The sequence below is a fragment of the Niameybacter sp. genome (assembly GCF_036655075.1).
Taxonomy (GTDB): Bacteria; Bacillota; Clostridia; order Lachnospirales; family Cellulosilyticaceae; genus Holtiella.
This window is the reverse complement of the sequence record NZ_JAVVQU010000007.1, coordinates 40,759-57,694: the sequence shown is the minus strand read 5'-3', so window position 1 is coordinate 57,694 and position 16,936 is coordinate 40,759. Positions and strand designations below refer to the sequence as shown.

At 37.8% G+C, this 16,936-nt stretch carries 17 protein-coding genes; 16 read left to right on the top strand and 1 reads right to left on the bottom strand.

The window, feature by feature from the left end:
- Nucleotides 1-67: 67 nt before the first annotated feature.
- From RRY75_RS03600 to RRY75_RS03585, 4 genes are all read left to right on the top strand, one after another.
- Entirely contained in the window at nt 68-1,021 is a 954-nt protein-coding gene (locus tag RRY75_RS03600; protein ID WP_332528262.1) for a D-2-hydroxyacid dehydrogenase, read from the top strand.
- 87 nt (nt 1,022-1,108) lie between these two features.
- Nucleotides 1,109-1,477, top strand: a complete 369-nt coding sequence (locus tag RRY75_RS03595) for a hypothetical protein (RefSeq protein ID WP_332491571.1) — start codon at nt 1,109-1,111, stop codon at nt 1,475-1,477.
- A 118-nt stretch (nt 1,478-1,595) separates the two neighbouring features.
- Nucleotides 1,596-2,513, top strand: a complete 918-nt coding sequence (locus RRY75_RS03590) for an ATP-grasp domain-containing protein (protein ID WP_332491569.1) — start codon at nt 1,596-1,598, stop codon at nt 2,511-2,513.
- The gene (locus tag RRY75_RS03585) at nt 2,491-3,351 is read left to right on the top strand and encodes an ATP-grasp domain-containing protein (RefSeq protein ID WP_332491567.1); all 861 of its coding nucleotides are present in this window, start codon (nt 2,491-2,493) and stop codon (nt 3,349-3,351) included. The genes RRY75_RS03590 and RRY75_RS03585 overlap by 23 nt, the downstream gene beginning before the upstream one ends.
- Nucleotides 3,352-3,457: 106 nt before the next feature.
- Here the strand turns inward: RRY75_RS03585 and RRY75_RS03580 are convergent, their stop codons facing one another.
- Nucleotides 3,458-3,814 (bottom strand): ArsR/SmtB family transcription factor, encoded by a 357-nt coding sequence (locus RRY75_RS03580; protein ID WP_332491565.1) that lies wholly within the window; start codon nt 3,812-3,814, stop codon nt 3,458-3,460.
- A gap of 179 nt (nt 3,815-3,993) precedes the next feature.
- Here RRY75_RS03580 and RRY75_RS03575 point away from each other — a divergent pair, with 179 nt between their 5' ends.
- The 12 genes from RRY75_RS03575 to purD all read left to right on the top strand — a co-directional run bounded on the left by RRY75_RS03575 (nt 3,994) and on the right by purD (nt 16,918).
- A complete protein-coding gene (locus tag RRY75_RS03575; protein WP_332491563.1) occupies nt 3,994-4,137 on the top strand; it encodes a hypothetical protein in 144 nt (47 codons plus the stop codon).
- 3 nt (nt 4,138-4,140) lie between these two features.
- Entirely contained in the window at nt 4,141-5,541 is a 1,401-nt protein-coding gene (locus tag RRY75_RS03570) for a tetratricopeptide repeat protein (protein WP_332491561.1), read from the top strand.
- Nucleotides 5,542-5,628: 87 nt separating this feature from the next.
- On the top strand, nt 5,629-5,967 hold the full coding sequence (locus RRY75_RS03565) for an STAS domain-containing protein (RefSeq protein ID WP_332491559.1): 339 nt from the start codon (nt 5,629-5,631) through the stop codon (nt 5,965-5,967).
- Nucleotides 5,968-5,988: 21 nt separating this feature from the next.
- Complete coding sequence (spoIIAB, locus tag RRY75_RS03560; RefSeq protein ID WP_332491558.1) at nt 5,989-6,414, top strand: anti-sigma F factor; 426 nt, start codon at nt 5,989-5,991, stop codon at nt 6,412-6,414.
- Between the two features lie 34 nt (nt 6,415-6,448).
- Nucleotides 6,449-7,171, top strand: coding sequence for an RNA polymerase sporulation sigma factor SigF (gene sigF / locus RRY75_RS03555; protein ID WP_332491557.1), 723 nt, complete (start codon nt 6,449-6,451; stop codon nt 7,169-7,171).
- 347 nt (nt 7,172-7,518) lie between these two features.
- Complete coding sequence (locus RRY75_RS03550) at nt 7,519-11,247, top strand: phosphoribosylformylglycinamidine synthase (RefSeq protein ID WP_332527383.1); 3,729 nt, start codon at nt 7,519-7,521, stop codon at nt 11,245-11,247.
- Between the two features lie 63 nt (nt 11,248-11,310).
- Complete coding sequence (gene purE / locus RRY75_RS03545) at nt 11,311-11,799, top strand: 5-(carboxyamino)imidazole ribonucleotide mutase (RefSeq protein ID WP_332491553.1); 489 nt, start codon at nt 11,311-11,313, stop codon at nt 11,797-11,799.
- A 14-nt stretch (nt 11,800-11,813) separates the two neighbouring features.
- Complete coding sequence (gene purC / locus RRY75_RS03540) at nt 11,814-12,518, top strand: phosphoribosylaminoimidazolesuccinocarboxamide synthase (protein WP_332491551.1); 705 nt, start codon at nt 11,814-11,816, stop codon at nt 12,516-12,518.
- 122 nt (nt 12,519-12,640) lie between these two features.
- Nucleotides 12,641-14,041, top strand: coding sequence for an amidophosphoribosyltransferase (gene purF / locus RRY75_RS03535; RefSeq protein WP_332491549.1), 1,401 nt, complete (start codon nt 12,641-12,643; stop codon nt 14,039-14,041).
- Between the two features lie 23 nt (nt 14,042-14,064).
- Nucleotides 14,065-15,093: a phosphoribosylformylglycinamidine cyclo-ligase gene (purM, locus tag RRY75_RS03530; RefSeq protein WP_334309704.1), complete on the top strand. Its 1,029-nt coding sequence runs from the start codon at nt 14,065-14,067 to the stop codon at nt 15,091-15,093.
- Nucleotides 15,081-15,665, top strand: a complete 585-nt coding sequence (purN, locus tag RRY75_RS03525; RefSeq protein ID WP_332491545.1) for a phosphoribosylglycinamide formyltransferase — start codon at nt 15,081-15,083, stop codon at nt 15,663-15,665. The genes purM and purN overlap by 13 nt, the downstream gene beginning before the upstream one ends.
- On the top strand, nt 15,662-16,918 hold the full coding sequence (purD, locus tag RRY75_RS03520) for a phosphoribosylamine--glycine ligase (RefSeq protein WP_332491543.1): 1,257 nt from the start codon (nt 15,662-15,664) through the stop codon (nt 16,916-16,918). Before purN ends, purD begins: the two co-directional genes overlap by 4 nt.
- The last annotated feature ends 18 nt before the right edge of the window (nt 16,919-16,936 follow it).

The following is a 16,936-nucleotide window of genomic DNA, read 5'->3' as shown; positions in this document are numbered from 1 at the left end:
AGAGATATAAAAAGTAAAGAGATATAAAAAGTAAAGAGATATAAAATGAACTAAAGGAGGAAGAAAAATGAAAATTGTAATTTTAGATGCCCAAACATTGGGAGATGACATTGATTTAAGTTCCATACAAGCATTAGGAGAAGTAGAGATTTATCCACTTACTGCACCAGAAGAGGTAGAGGAGCGCATACAGGACGCTGATGTAGTCATTGTAAACAAAGTCCTTTTAAATGAGACCAACTTAAAGGCAGCAAGCAAGTTAAAACTCATTGCCCTTTTTGCTACAGGGTTCAACAATATTAATTTAGACTATGCCAAGGTGCGTGGTATAGGGGTTGTCAATGTGGCAGGCTATTCTACCAAGAGTGTGGCACAGCATACTTTTGCCATGTTATTTAATCTCCTTGAGCAGCTAAGTTTCTATGACCATTATGTAAAGTCTAAGGCTTATGCTACAAGTGAGACATTTGTCTATATTGCTAGACCTTTTTATGAACTGACAGACAAAACGTGGGGAATCATAGGAATGGGTGATATAGGCAAAGCGGTGGCAAGATTGGCTGAAGCGTTTGGTACAAAGGTGATCTATTATTCCACCTCAGGAAAAAACCATGAGGCGGGGTATCCTTGCGTAGACTTAGAGACTTTGTTAAAGACAAGTGATGTCATTTCTATCCATGCCCCACTCAATGAGTATACAGAGAACTTAATTGGGAAAGAAGCATTAGAAAAAATGAAAGAGACAGCCATACTGATCAATGTAGGGCGTGGCAAAATTATAGATGAAAGTGCACTTGCACAAGCATTAATGGCTAATCAAATACGTGGTGTGGCACTAGATGTTTTAGAAAAAGAGCCTATAGAGGCTAATCATCCACTGTATGATGTAGACCCAGCAAAGTGGTTAGTCACTCCTCATATTGCATGGGCAAGTGTAGAAGCTAGACGTACATTAGTACATGAGGTTGCTCTAAATATTGAAGCTTTCACAAGTGGTAAAGTACGCAATCGACTTGTATAAAGGTTAAATAAAGGCTTGTCATCAGGTATGTTTGGGTTAAAAGTATCATATGTTGATAGTGATAGTGTGATCCCCAGGAGGTTTATGATGAGTCCTATAGTTCTTATTATTTTGTTGGTGATTTGTGTCATCATTGTTTTTATACTTTCAGAACAACAAACACATACATTTCCTCCCGTTTTTCCAGATGACGATGACACGTTTATGTATGAGGAAGAGATGGGAGAAGAGGATGATGAAGATGAAGAAAACTATGAAGATGAAGAAAGCGATGAACAAAACAATGAGCAAATGGAATGGGAAGAACCAGTTTTAGATGAGGATACACTTACAGAAGAAGAGGAAGCATCTATACAAGATTCAGAATTTATAGAAGTGAATATCCCCATAACTGAATTTTTAGAGTCTGCTGATAAGATAGAAGACGATTTAGTAGAAGAGGATAAAAAGGTATAGATAGTAGACAGTGGGGCCTATAATAAGGGCTCCACTTTTTTATTGCTTTGTAGAAGGAGTGTTGCCTTTTTTGGAAATTGTACGTACAATAAGCACATAGAAGGAGTTGGTAAGAAAAATGACAAAAGGTGTACTTATTGTAAATGGCTATATGCGGACAGAGAAATTTGAAGAAATAACTAGGCTCTACAAAGTGGCCAGTGAAAAAGTAAAAATAACATTAGAAGTATGGTATACGGATGAAATTGTGTATGGATTTCAAATAGACCATAGTCCTTTTATTAATAAAAGTATAAAAGATATCAGCTTTGTTTTATTTTTAGATAAGGATATTATGCTTGCAAGGCAGCTAGAAAGGCTAGGGCTGCGCGTATTTAACTCTGCTCATGCTATAGAAGTCTGTGACAATAAAGCAATGACTTTAGAAAGTTTAGTTGGAAGTGGAATTGCATGTCCTATCACAAGGATTGCACCTCTCGTATTTAAAGGAATGTATGAGGGCGACAAAGAGGATGCTTATATCAGTCAGCTTGAAAGTGAATTAGGCTACCCTATGGTCATTAAAGAGTGCTATGGTTCTTTTGGGATGCAAGTATATTTGGCACGCAACCGTCAAGAACTTATAGCAATTAGGAAAAAGGTAATTGATGTACCTCATCTATACCAAGCTTTTATCTGCACAAGTATAGGCCGGGATGTGAGAATCCATGTAGTAGGAGGGAAAGTGGTTGCTAGCATGATGCGCTGTAATCAAGAAGATTTTAGAGCCAACATTACAAATGGTGGACAGATGTATCACTACGAACCATCGGAAGCTTTTAAGGAAATGGCATGTCAGGTATGTAGGCAGCTAGGACTAGACTTTGCTGGAGTAGACTTAATGTTTGGGCCAGATGAAACACCTATTTTGTGCGAAGTCAACTCTAATGCCCACATTAAAAATATTTTAGAGTTGACAGGGATTAATATTGCTGAAAAGATTATGGCTTATATTGTAAAGGAAGTGACAAACGATGAAGGGCTTACTGATTTATAAAAGAGAAGATTATGAAAAGAATATAAGTTATGCCAAAATGCTGGTAGACTATGGCAAGGAAGAAGGCTTGGAGATACAGTGTGTTTGCTTTGAGGATATGCAAATGGGTATGGACCAAGCTGGACTTTGGGTTATGGTGGAGGAAGAACGGGTACAAGCTATAGCATTTGTGATCAATCGAACAAGAGAAAGTATACTGGGCAAACAGTTTGAGCAGATGGGGATTAGGGTATTTAATTCAAGTGAAGTCACCTATATTGCCAATCACAAAGGGTACACTCACCAATTTGCAAGTGGACTTGGAATGAAAGCGCTTCAGACTATGATGTTTTACCCAAGATTTATGGATACAACAAGTGTCCCCTTTGACTATCCCTTTGTTGTCAAAAGCCCAGAAGGACATGGTGGGAACGAAGTCTTTAAAGTGGAGAATCGGCTGCAGTTTGAAGAACTATTAGGATGTTGTGATAAGGAGGAGTGGCTCATACAAGAGCTATGTAAGCATGTAGGAGAAGATGTGCGTGTCTTTGTCATTGGGAATGAAATTGTAGGTGCCATCAGACGTTATTCCAAAGTGGATTTTCGAGCGAATTACTGTTTAGGCGGACAGATTGAAAGCTATACGCTCAAAGTAGAACAAGAAGAATTAGTGAGAAATCTACTTAGGCATTTGAAATGTGATTATGTGGGTGTAGATTTTATTATAGATGAAAAGGGTGAATTTATTTTTAATGAATTAGAAGATGCTGTCGGCAGTAGAAGCTTATATACCCTTCAAAAAGTAGATACAGCCAAACTTTATATTTTACATATTGCCAAGGCATTACAAATGAGCTGAAAAATAGTAAAAGGCTTATGAAACGTATTAAAATGTGCTCGTTTCATAAGCCTTTTGTTCATAGGAACTTATAGATTTTAATAATACAACACCTTGTCATTAAAGGCTAATTTTCACTGATATGTTCATAACCTTGGTGGAAGATTTGTTGAATATGGGAATCTGCCAAAGAGTAGTAGACTACTTTTCCTTCTTTACGTACTTTAACCAACTTGGCAGCTTTGAAAGTACGCAATTGATGAGAGATAGCAGAATGTGTCATGTTGAGAGAAGCTGCTAAGTCACATACACACATTTCGCACACAAACAGTGCACTTAAAATTTTAATGCGTGTAGGGTCAGAAAATACTTTGAAAAAGCTGGATAAATCCGAAGCTGCATCATCTTTTAAAAGTGCAGGTCTAACTTTTTCAACAACATCTTCATGAATAATAGAGCAAGTACAAGTTTCAATTTCTTTCATGCAGGGTAAGCCTCCTTGAGTGAACCGTAATTCCTTATTTATAGGTTAGTCATAACAAGATGAAATGTCAAGTTAACTAAAAACTATGCTCATATCAAGATAATTATTGATTATAGTAAAACTTAGTTGTACTATGAAAATAAGAGAAATTTATGATCACTTAAGAAGAGGGGTACACCATGATTGATTTTGAAAAAGAATTAGAAAAATTTAAACCAACATTAGAAGTTGGTCATATTGAGGATAATATCGGAAATGAGGAAATTAAAGATATTATAGATTTCATCAAGATGACTAAACAAGTAAACGAACAGGGGAATTAATGTATGCAAGTGAGATGTCCGTATTGCAATCATCTAGTAAGTAGTGTAGCGGTATGTGAAACATGTGGGGAAAACATAAGGTGGGTAGAGAAAGTCTACGAAAAAAGTGATGCCTACTATAGACAGGCCTATAACTATGCTAAAGGACGTTATTTGTCAGATGCTATAACTTGTTTGGAAAAAGCTATTTACTTTAATAAGTATCATATACAGGCTAAAAACCTATTAGGGCTGATTTACTTAGAAACAGGGCAAGTTGCTATGGCTTTAAAACTATGGATTTTAAGTGATGCTCTAGACAAAGAAGATCAAGAGGCTGTGTATTATATGAACAAGCTTCAAGAAAATCCAAGACAGTTAGAAGCTTATAAAGATAGTTTAACTTTATATAACAGAGCGTTGCATTATTTACAAAAGAAAAATGATGATATAGCAGTCATTCGTTTGAAAAAAGCTATTTATTTGAATCCAAACTTTTTAGAAGCACGTAATTTGCTCGCTTTATGCTATTTGCTTCAAAAGCAAGATCATAAGGCTCTGCCTCAAGTTCAATATGTTTTGAAAAAAGATAAAAATAATATGAAGGCACTTGAATATTTGAGGATGCTAGAAAGTAAAAATATGAAACAAGAAGAATCTGGCAAAACAATTTCTGCACCACATATTAACGATTTAGATATTTCTACAGATATTCAACCTCAAAAGGTTATTAATCGAGGAAGTCTTTTTACACATTATATTTTGTATTTTGTATTTGGGGCAGTATGCATGCTGGGAATAGGTGTAGGTCTTATTGTACCTAGTCAGACGGCTGCGCTTGAGAAGAAAGTCTATGATATAACAGCGGAAAATGCGAGCTTAAAAGTAGAATTTGATACCTTTATAGACAATGCCAAAATAAAAGAAATAACACTAGAAGGCAATAATGAAAAATTACTTGCAGAAAACATAGCCTTGAAACAAGAACATAATGGACTGATGCAAATAAATAGATTAGGGCAAGCCGAACAGTTAAAAGAAGCTTCTAAGTGGGTGGAAGCAGCTGAAATACTCAATAACATTTCCTTGCCAGATTTATCATCTGAGCAACAAAAAGTTTGTGAAGAGCTTAAAAAGAGTGTCTATCCTAAAGCAGGAGATGAATTATTTAGTTTAGGAACTAAGATGCTTAAGGAAGAGAAGCTCATAGAGGCTATGCTTCAGTTTGAAAAAGTACTTATTTTTGTTCCAGATACGAAAACCGCAGCAGGTGCCCTCTATAATATGGGGCAAATAGAGGAAAAAAATAATAATATCCATAAAGCTGTACAGTTTTATAATGTGGTTGTAGAAGAATACACAGACACGAGTTATTATAAGAAAGCTAAAGAGCGTGTGACTAAGCTTGCGTCAGTGAATGAGTAACAAATGTAAAAAATTAGAAATTCATTGACAATAAATGTAAAATATACTATTCTATAGGAGTAACAGGATATAGAAAAGAGGTGCCTTGTGAACATAGAGTTTTGTATGCAAGATACAACATTAATTGTGACTTTATCAGGGGAAATTGATCATCATACGTCTGTAGAAATTCGTGAGTCAGTGGATAGAGAATATCATAAAAGACGTGCAAGAAATATTTTGTTTGATTTTGAAAGAGTAGTATTTATGGATAGTTCGGGAATTGGATTATTGATGGGACGCTATCGAACGGTCTCTATATGTGGGGGATATGTGGGGATTTACAATGTATCACCTAAAGTAGACCAAATTTTGAGTATATCCGGAATTTATAAGCTCACCAGGCTTTATGAAAGCCTTGAACATGCTTTTAAATGTTTAGCATAAAGTGTAATAGGGGGAATTAAGATGGAAAATTCCAATGAAATGAAGGTTGAGTTTGCAAGTAATTCATTAAATGAAGCTTTTGCACGTGTTGCAGTATCAGCTTTCTTATCACAACTTGACCCAACTGTGGACGAGCTTTATGATGTGAAGATGGCTGTATCAGAGGCTGTGACAAATAGTATTATTCATGGTTATAATGCAGACCCTAATCAACTCATTTGGATAAAATGTGGCTATGAAGGTCGTATGGTCACGATTCAGGTTATCGACAAGGGGAAAGGTATTAAAAATGTAGAGGAAGCGATGAAAGCACTTTATACAACTTCAGAAGATGACGAAAGAGCAGGGCTTGGTTTTACTGTTATGCAGTCTATGATGGATCTTGTACAAGTCGTTTCTGAAGAGGGTAAGGGCACATGCGTAACAATGACAAAAACTTTCTATTGATGACCCCACACATTTGGTAGAAAGGTGGGAGTATATGGATCATACAATCAAGCTGATTATGAAGGCACAGCAAGGTGATGAAACAGCTAAGGAAATTTTAGTTGAAGAAAATGTAGGCCTTGTATGGAGTCTAGTAAAAAGATTTACAGGACGTGGCTATGAACTAGAAGACTTATTTCAGATAGGAAGCATCGGGCTTCTAAAAAGTATAGAAAAATTTGATTTGAGCTATAATGTTAAGTTTTCCACTTATGCTGTACCCATGATTGTAGGAGAAATTAAAAGGTTTTTAAGAGATGATGGTATGATTAAAGTCAGTAGGTCTCTTAAAGAAATTGCTTATAAAGCAAGAGGTATGAAAGAAGAGCTTTGTAGATCACTTGATCGTGAACCCACGATGAATGAGATTGCTGCAGCTTTGGATATACCAGTAGATGATGTATTAGTGGCTTTAGAAGCGAATCTTGAAATTGAATCCTTAAGTGCTATTATCCATCAAGGAGATGGCAAACCTATTACGCTAGAAGATAAGATTGACCAGGCCCCACAAGAGCAAAATAACATGATTGATCACATTGTTGTGGGACAAGTCATAGAGGCCTTAGCGCCTATAGAGAAGGAAATTATTGTGTATCGCTATTATGAAGACCGTACACAGACAGAAATTGCAGAGCTTTTGGGCATTTCTCAAGTGCAAGTGTCTCGTATTGAAAAGCGTATATTAAAGAAGATGCGTGGCCTGCTTGCGGTCACTTAAAAGAAGTTTATAGACTTGAGTCTATAAACTTCTTTTTTATTATAAATGTAATTTGTGAGGGGCTAGAATTTACGGGGCTAGGAGCATTATTTGGGTAATGTCGAATGAAAAATAAGGTTGTAAGAATGATATGGATATAATGTTCGGTTTTTTGAGGTTAAATCCACCAATAATTAGGAGGTATAAAGATAAAATGAAATTAAAGATGAAAATACCGAACTATAAAAAATAATATATATATATCGTTCGAAAAAATGTTGACGAACTAGCTAGAAGTATGATACCCTTTTATTAAGAAATGCAGACTATAGTGAAAAATATAGACTTTTTAATCAGGGGGGACCTTTATGGAAAACTTTATTGTTTATGTAGAAAAAAGACCGGGTTTTAACGTAGAAGCCAAACGTGTCCAAAGTGAACTTGTAAAGTTCTTAGGCATTAAAAATATAGAAAATGTACGCGTTTTAAATCGTTATGATGTAGCAGGTATTACAACAGCTGTATATGAAAAAGCTTTAAAAACAGTTTTTTCTGAACCACAATGTGACTTTGTCTATGAAGAGGAGAAGCCAAACGCTTCTGGATTTATCTTTATGACAAGTTTTTTAAGAGGTCAATATGACCAAAGAGCAGACTCATGTGTACAATGTATCAAAACGATTGACTCACATGCTACACCAGTGGTGAAAGCTTCTAAAGTCTATATCATTGAAGGTCAGTTAGAACAAATGGACAGGGAACGCATCAAAAAACATTTAATCAATCCAATTGAAAGTGAAGAAGTTGCATTAGATGCCACACACTTGCTAGATGCTACTTATCCTGTTCCAGAAGATGTCAAAGTACTTGAAGGTTTTAACAGCTACTCACAAGAAGCACTTGAAACTTTTAGAAAAGCAAATGGGTTAGCTATGAGTTTAGAAGACCTTACTTACTTCCAATCTTACTTCCAATCTGAAAAGCGTGAGCCTAGCTTTACAGAGCTTAAAGTAGTAGATACTTACTGGTCAGACCACTGTAGACATACAACTTTTATGACAGAGCTTACAGACATCACCATTGAAGAAGGTAACTTAAGTCAACCGGTTCAAGATGCTTATGCAATGTATCAAAATATGCGCAACAACCTTTATCAAAATAAATCTAAAAAAGTAAGCCTTATGGATATGGCAACAATCATTGTAAAGGATCTAAAAGCGAGTGGTGGCTTAAAAGAAATGGTTGAATCTGATGAAATTAATGCTTGTACCTTAGAAAAAGCCATTGAAGTAAGTGGCAAAATGGAAGACTACTTAGTACTTTTCAAAAATGAAACCCATAACCACCCTACAGAAATTGAACCTTTTGGTGGAGCTGCAACTTGTCTTGGTGGAGCTATTCGTGATCCACTTTCAGGACGTAGTTATGTGTACCAAGCTATGCGTGTAACAGGCGCTGGAGATGTAACAGCACCTATGGAGGAGACTATTCCAGGTAAGTTACCTCAAAGAAAGATTTCTCAAACTGCAACTAACGGTTATAGCTCCTATGGAAACCAAATTGGGCTTGCAACAGGGGAAGTTAAAGAATACTACCATCCAGGGTATACTGCAAAACGTTTAGAAGTGGGTGCAGTAGTAGGGGCTGTGAAGTCAGATGCTGTAAGACGTGAAGAGCCAACAGCAGGGGATGTCATCTTGCTTATTGGTGGCGCAACAGGTCGTGACGGTTGTGGTGGTGCTACTGGTTCTTCTAAAGAACATACAGAAGACTCACTTAAACAATGTGGTAGTGAAGTACAAAAAGGAAATCCAGTAGAAGAACGTAAGCTTCAACGTATTTTCAGAAACCCAGAGTTCTCTACATATATCAAACGTTGTAACGACTTTGGTGCAGGTGGTGTGTGTGTAGCTATCGGTGAAATTGCAGAAGGCCTTATCATTGATCTTGACCAAGTACCTGTAAAATATATGGGCTTAGATGGAACAGAACTTGCGATTTCAGAATCTCAAGAACGTATGGCTATTGCTATTGAAGCACAAGATGTAGACCGTGTGATTGCTCTTTGTGAAGCAGAAAACTTAAATGCAGTACAAGTGGCAGTAGTCACTGAAGAGAAACGCTTAATTATGAAATGGCGTGAACAAGAGATTGTAAATATCAACCGTGTATTCCTAGACAGTGCAGGGGTAACACAACAAAGAGCAGCTCATGTTACTGCACCTAGCTGGTGTGAAGATACAAGAACACTTACAAAAGAAAACATTTTAGAACTGCTTTCAGATTTGAACGTAGCAAGCCAAAAAGGATTGGGTTTACAATTTGACTCAACCATCGGTGCAAGAAGTGTACTTATGCCTTATGGTGGGAAAAACCAACGTACAAAAGAAGTCGGTATGGTTGCTAAGATTCCTGTGATTGAAGGGGAAACAACAGCAGCAACTTATATGACACATGGATTTGATCCTTACTTATCAGAAGCATCACCTTTCCATGGAAGCTTGTATGCTGTTGTAGAAAGTGTCGCTAAACTTGTGGCACTTGGTGCGAACTACGAAGATACTTACTTATCTTTCCAAGAGTACTTTGAAAGACTTGGAGAAGATAAAACTAAATGGGGCAAACCTGTAGCGGCACTTTTAGGCACGCTTATTGCTCAAAAAGCTTTAGGTATTGCTGCTATTGGGGGAAAAGATAGTATGTCAGGTACTTTTGAAAACTTAAATGTCCCACCAACACTTATCTCTTTCACTTGCAACATTGGGGATGCCAAGTATTGTGTAAGTGGTAGCTTCAAAGCAGCCGGTAACAAAGTGGTTTATGTACATATTCCAGTAGGTGAAGACAAAGTACCAGACTTTGAAACCATGAAAAATGTTTATGCGAACGTACACCGTCTGATGAAAGAACAAAAAGTGACAAGTAGCTATGCTATTGGTAAAGGTGGTCTTGTAGCGGCCCTTAGCCAAATGGCAATTGGAAATGACTTAGGTGCTAAAGTGAATACAGAAACTTTACAAGTAGGTGCTTTTGAAGCGGCTTACGGAGACCTTGTTTTAGAAGTAAGCGAAGCAGTAGCAAGTACACTTACAGGTGAGGCATTTACAGTAATAGGTGAGACAGTAGCGGCGCAAGTCTTAAGTATTAATCAAGTAGAAGTAAGACTAGATGACGTGAAAACAGCACTTGATGTACCACTTTCTAAAGTATTTACAACAGAAGCTGAAAATGAGTTAGAAGAAAAAGATGCGACTTACAGCGAAAAACCAAATCTTTATATTGCCAAACATAAAATTGCTGTGCCAAAAGTTGTTATTCCGGTATTCCCAGGAACAAACTGTGAAGAAGATACAGCACGTGCCTTTAGAAAAGCTGGAGCAGATGTAGAACAAGTGCTTTTCTTAAATCGTACACCAGAAGCTATTGATGCATCCCTTAACCGTATGGCAGAAGCTATTGGTGAAGCCCAAATTCTAGCTTTCCCAGGTGGATTCTCAGCAGGGGATGAACCCGACGGTAGTGCTAAGTTTATTGCAGCTGCTTTTAGAAATGAACGTCTGCAAGAAGCTGTGATGAAACACCTTTATGAACAAGATGGTTTAGCACTTGGTATTTGTAATGGATTCCAAGTACTTGTCAAATTAGGACTCCTTCCATATGGTGAAATTTGTGAGATGGATGAGCACAAGCCAACGCTTACTTATAACACGATTGGTAAACATATTTCATTGCTTGCAAAAACAAAGATTACAAGTGTAGCCTCACCTTGGCTTAGCAATGTTCAAGTGGGTGAGCAATACGAAATGCCTCTTTCACATGGAGAAGGACGCTTTGTAGCACCACAAGCAGTATTAGATGAACTTGTGAAAAATGGTCAAATCTTTAGCCAATATGTAGATGCGAGTGGATACCCATCTAAAGCGGGCTCTGTCAATGTAAATGGTAGTCTGTATAATATTGAAGGACTTGTTTCAAGAGATGGACGTATTATTGGTAAAATGGGACACAGTGAGCGAGTAGGCGAATGTGTACATATCAATATTCCCGGCAACAAAGACCAAAAGTTATTCCAAGCAGGTGTGGATTACTTCAAATAAATGATTTCAAATAAAGTTATTTAAATAGAGTATTTTAAGACAATTAGGGAAAAGAGGCTGATTATGAAAATTGCTTTTGTTATGGGAAGTGATTCAGATCTTCCAATCGTAGAAAAGGGTATTGAAGTGGTACAAAGCTTTGGGGTACCTGTTGAGGTACGCATTATCTCAGCACACCGTACACCAGCGGAAGCGGAAAGCTTTGCAAGAAATGCTGAGGCAAATGGGATAGGCGTTATCGTTGCAGCAGCTGGAAAGGCAGCACACCTTGGTGGTGTGCTTGCGGCATATACTACCTTGCCAGTTGTGGCATTACCGATTAAATCTAGTACATTAGATGGGCTTGATGCATTGCTTTCAATGGTACAAATGCCACCAGGCATTCCAGTTGCAACGGTAGCCATCGATGGAGCGCTCAACGCAGGCTTATTAGCTGTTCAAATTTTAGCAGTGGGTGATGCAAGCCTAAAAGTTAAACTTCAAGCCTATAAAGAAGCAATGGCTGAAACGGTTAGAAAAAAAGATGAACATATTCGTAATCAATATAACTAAAGGGGGAACTAAAAATGGAAAAACAAAATTTATTATATGAAGGTAAGGCAAAAAGAGTTTATACAACAGAAGATGAAAGATACTACATCGTTTCTTACAAAGATGATGCAACAGCATTTAACGGTGAGAAAAAAGGAACGATTTTAGGTAAAGGTGTAGTCAACAATCGTATGAGCAACATTATGTGCCGTATGTTAGAAGAAAACGGTATTGAAACGCACTTAGTAGAAGAACTTAATGACCGCGAAACCGTTGTTAAAGCTGTACAAATTGTACCTCTTGAAGTGATTATTCGTAACACTGCAGCAGGGTCATTTTCCAAACGTTTTGGTGTTGAAGAAGGTACTGTACTTAAAAACCCAACTATTGAATTTTGTCTTAAAGATGATGCGCTTGGAGACCCAATGATCAACGACCATCACATTTTAGCACTTGGTCTTGCAACTAAAGAAGAGCTTGCAACAATGACAGAAATGACATTTAAAATTAACGACCTTTTAAAAGCACATTTTGATGCAATTGGTGTTAACTTAATCGACTTTAAAATTGAGCTTGGTCGCGTAGATGGACGTATTATTTTAGCAGATGAAATTTCTCCAGATACATGTAGATTCTGGGACAAAGAAACTAACAAAAAATTAGATAAAGATCGCTTTAGACGTGACATGGGTGGTGTAGAAGAAGTTTACCAAGAAATGCTTAACCGTGTAACACACTAGAAAGCGTTAGGTAAAGCTTAATGTAATGTGTGGAGGTAATTGCAATTTAGTTGCCATGCATTGTATACAGGTGAATGTATGATTGGACACATAAATAAAAGGAACAGAACAAGAGGTGAGCTATGAACTACTTTGATGGGGATACATTACACGAAGAATGTGGCGTGATGGGTGTTTATTTAAATAATGCGCAAGAAGCAGCAAATTACGTATATTATGGACTTTTTGCCCTTCAACATAGAGGTCAAGAAAGTGCAGGGATTACAGTTAACAATGAAGGTAGACTAGAAAGTGCAAAAGGTATGGGGCTTGTAAGTGATGTCTTTGACGAGCGAAACCTTCAAACTTTAGTAGGGAACATTGCCATTGGTCATGTACGCTACTCTACAACAGGAGACAAAGATATTAGTAATTGTCAACCTCTTGTAGCGAAATACAAACATGGTTCCATTGCCCTTGCCCATAATGGAAACTTGACAAACGGTGATGGGGTCAGAGAAATGCTAGAAGATGAAGGTGTTATCTTCCAAAGTACAACAGACTCTGAAGCTATTTTAAACTTAATTGCAAGACACTATAACAGAGGCATTGAGGCTGCGATTCGTAACACAATGCAACTGATTAAAGGGGCTTATGCCATTGTTATTACAACACAAGATCAAATGATAGGCATCCGTGACCCACATGGGCTTCGTCCACTTTGTATTGGAAAGCTTAAAGAGGGTTATGTATTAGCTTCTGAAAGCTGTGCCTTAGATGTAGTGGATGCAGAATTTGTAAGAGATGTTATGCCAGGGGAAATGGTCATTATTGATCAAGATGGTCTTCATAGCATTAAACCTTCTGGCTGGTGTCAAAAGAAGCTTTGTGTTTTTGAGCTTATTTACTTAGCGAGACCAGATAGTATTATTGATGGCAACAGTGTGTACCAATTTAGGGAAAAAGCTGGAGAAATTTTATTTAAAGAAGCTGGGATTGATGCCGATGTAGTCATTGCGGTACCAGACTCAGGGATTCCATCTGCTATTGGCTATGCCAAAGCTTCAGGGTTACCTTACCGTGAAGGTTTAACTAAAAATCGCTATATCGGTAGAACCTTTATCCAACCGACTCAAGCTATGCGTGAAAATGCAGTGCGTATTAAGCTTAACCCACTGAAACATAATATAGAAGGTAAACGTGTCGTCATGACAGATGACTCTATTGTACGTGGAACAACATGTAAGCGTATTGTAGAGCAAGTGCGTAAAGCAGGGGCATCTGAAGTGCATGTTTGTATTACTTCACCACCTGTTAAATACGGTTGTTACTTTGGTATTGATACACCAGACCGTGAGAAATTAGTTGGTGCAATGATGTCAGTCGAAGAAATTCGTGACTATATTGGTGCAGATTCTTTAACTTATCTTTCATTAGAAGGCCTCAAAGAAGCTTGTGGTGGTGGTAATGATTTCTGCCGTGCTTGCTTTAATGGCAACTATCCAATGGAAGTACCACTACATGAGATGAACGAGGAAGAATAGGAGGAAGTAAGATGTCAACTAAAATTACTTATAAAGATGCAGGTGTAGATGTACACCGCGGTTATGAAGCAGTTAATCAAATGAAAGAACACGTTAAATCTACTTTTACAGATGGTGTTTTAACAGACATTGGTAGCTTTGGTGGATCCTATTCAATTGGAAAATATATGGGTATGGAAGAACCTGTGCTTGTATCTGGAACAGATGGCGTTGGGACTAAGCTTAAATTGGCTTTTGATATGAACAAACATGACACAATCGGAATTGATTGTGTAGCTATGTGTGTCAATGACATCCTTTGTAGTGGTGCCATTCCACTTTTCTTCTTAGACTATATTGCAACAGGTCAAATTACGCCAGAACAAATTGCAGATATTGTAAAAGGTGTGGCAGCAGGGTGCAAAGAAAGTATGTGTGCGCTTGTAGGTGGAGAAACAGCAGAAATGCCTGGATTCTACCAAGCAGGTGAGTACGATGTGGCAGGTTTTGCAGTGGGGATTGTAGACCGCGCTAAAATGATTGATGGACGTAGCATTATGCCAGGGGATGCCATCATTGGGCTTGCTTCTTCAGGGGTACATAGTAATGGGTACTCCCTTGTACGTAAAATTATTGATACGTATAACTTAGATCTTAATGCTTATAGTGAAGAACTTGGGGAAACTTATGGTGAGGCATTCATCAAACCAACTAAGCTTTATGTAAAAGCCATTATGGCAGCTAAAGAAGCAGGGAACATCAAAGGAATTGCTCATATCACAGGTGGTGGATTCATTGAAAATGTGCCACGTATGTTACCAAAAGGTATCACTGCAAAACTAAACATCAATACAATTGAAGAGCCAAAAGTTTATGACGTACTTCGTAAATTAAGTGGTTTAGAAGTTCATGAACTTTACAATACCTTTAACATGGGCGTAGGAATGATGCTTGTTGTAAGCCAAGAAGAAGTGGCAAGTGTTGTGAAAGCGCTTCAAGAAGCAGGTGAGCAAGCGGCAGTTATTGGTGAAATCGTAGCAGGTGACGAAGGGGTTATTTTATGTCAGGACTAAGAATCGCAGTACTGGTTTCAGGTTCAGGTTCTAACCTTCAATCGATTATAGATGCAGTAGCAAATCACACACTTACAAGTCAAATTGTAAGTGTGATTTCTAATAAAGAAGGTGCCTTTGGCTTAGAACGTGCAAGACAAAGCAACATTCCAGCTTACTTTATCAATCCAAAAGAAGCAGGGTATGATGAAAAGCTTTTGGCAAGGCTCCAAGCAGATGATGTAGAGTTGGTCGTACTTGCAGGCTACCTCAAAATTGTACAAGCTAACTTGATTCAAGCGTATAAAGGTAAGATTATCAACATTCATCCTTCTCTATTGCCTAAGTTTGGCGGAAAAGGCTACTATGGTATTAAAGTTCATGAGGCAGTTATTGCAATGGGTGAAAAGGAAAGTGGTGCAACGGTCCACTTTGTAGATGAAGGGGTAGATACAGGGGAGACTCTCTTACAAAGAAGTGTGCCTGTTTATGAAACGGATACACCAGATGACCTTCAACAAAGGGTACTCCATGAGGTGGAACATAAAATACTTGTAGAAGCAATCAAAAAGCTAGAGGAGGAGAGCGCATGAATATTCTCGTTATAGGAAATGGTGGACGTGAGTCTGCAATTTGTGATACCATTAAACGTTTTAGACCAGAGGCAAATCTCTTTGTAGCACCAGGAAATGGTGGGACAGCTGTCAAATACACCAATGTGGCAATTGGCGTGAATGAAATTGAAAAGCTTATAACGTTTGCTAAAGAAAACAATATTGATTTAACAGTAGTAGGACCAGAAGAGCCACTAGTACTTGGAATTGTAGATGCCTTTTGGGGAGAGGGATTAAAAGTATTTGGACCTGACAAGATGTGTAGTACCTTTGAAGGCAGCAAAGACTTTACAAAGATTTTCCTTACTAAGTACAATGTACCAACAGCGAAATATTTAACTTTTGTAAAAATAGAAGAAGCAGCAGCACTTGAAGCAGTACATACTTTTAGCTTACCTGTAGTGATCAAAGCGGATGGATTAGCAGCAGGAAAAGGTGTACTCATTTGTGAAACGTATGAGGATGCAGAATCAGGCATCAGAGAAATTTTTAGTGGGAAATTCCACGAAGCTGGGGATAAAATTGTTATAGAAGAGTTTTTGACAGGGATTGAAGCGTCATTACTTTGCTTGGTGGATGGCAAAACCATTGTACCACTTGAAACAGCAAGGGATTATAAACGTGCTTTAGACAATGATGGTGGACTTAATACAGGTGGTATGGGTGGTTTTTCACCAAATCCTATTATTACACCAAGTGTTAAAGCACAGATTGAAACGGAAATCTTAAATCCTATTATAGAAGGATTTACACAAGAAGGTTTAGACTACCATGGGATTTTATTTATCGGCCTTATGATTGATGAAAAAGGACCAAAAGTGTTGGAGTTTAATGTACGCTTTGGAGACCCAGAGACACAAAGCATTTTATCACGTTTAGAAACAGACTTAGTTGAAGTCTTTGACGCGTGTATAAATGGGACACTCCATGAACTTGATTTAAAATGGAGTAGCAAACCAAGTGTAACGGTTGTACTTACAAGCCGTGGCTACCCTGAGACAAGTGAAAAAGGGGTGCTTATTGAAGGGCTAGAAAGTCTAGAGGAAGAAACTTATCTCTATCAAGCAGGTACACGCCTAGTGGCAGGTAATATTGAAACCAATGGTGGACGGGTGCTGGCAGTGACACGTGTAGGTTATACACTTGAAGAAGCACGTAGGGCAGTTTACCAAGAGGTAGAAAAAGTTAAATTTGATGGTATGCAGTTTAGAACAGATATCGGAAAAATGTAAAGAGGCTTAGGCCTCTTT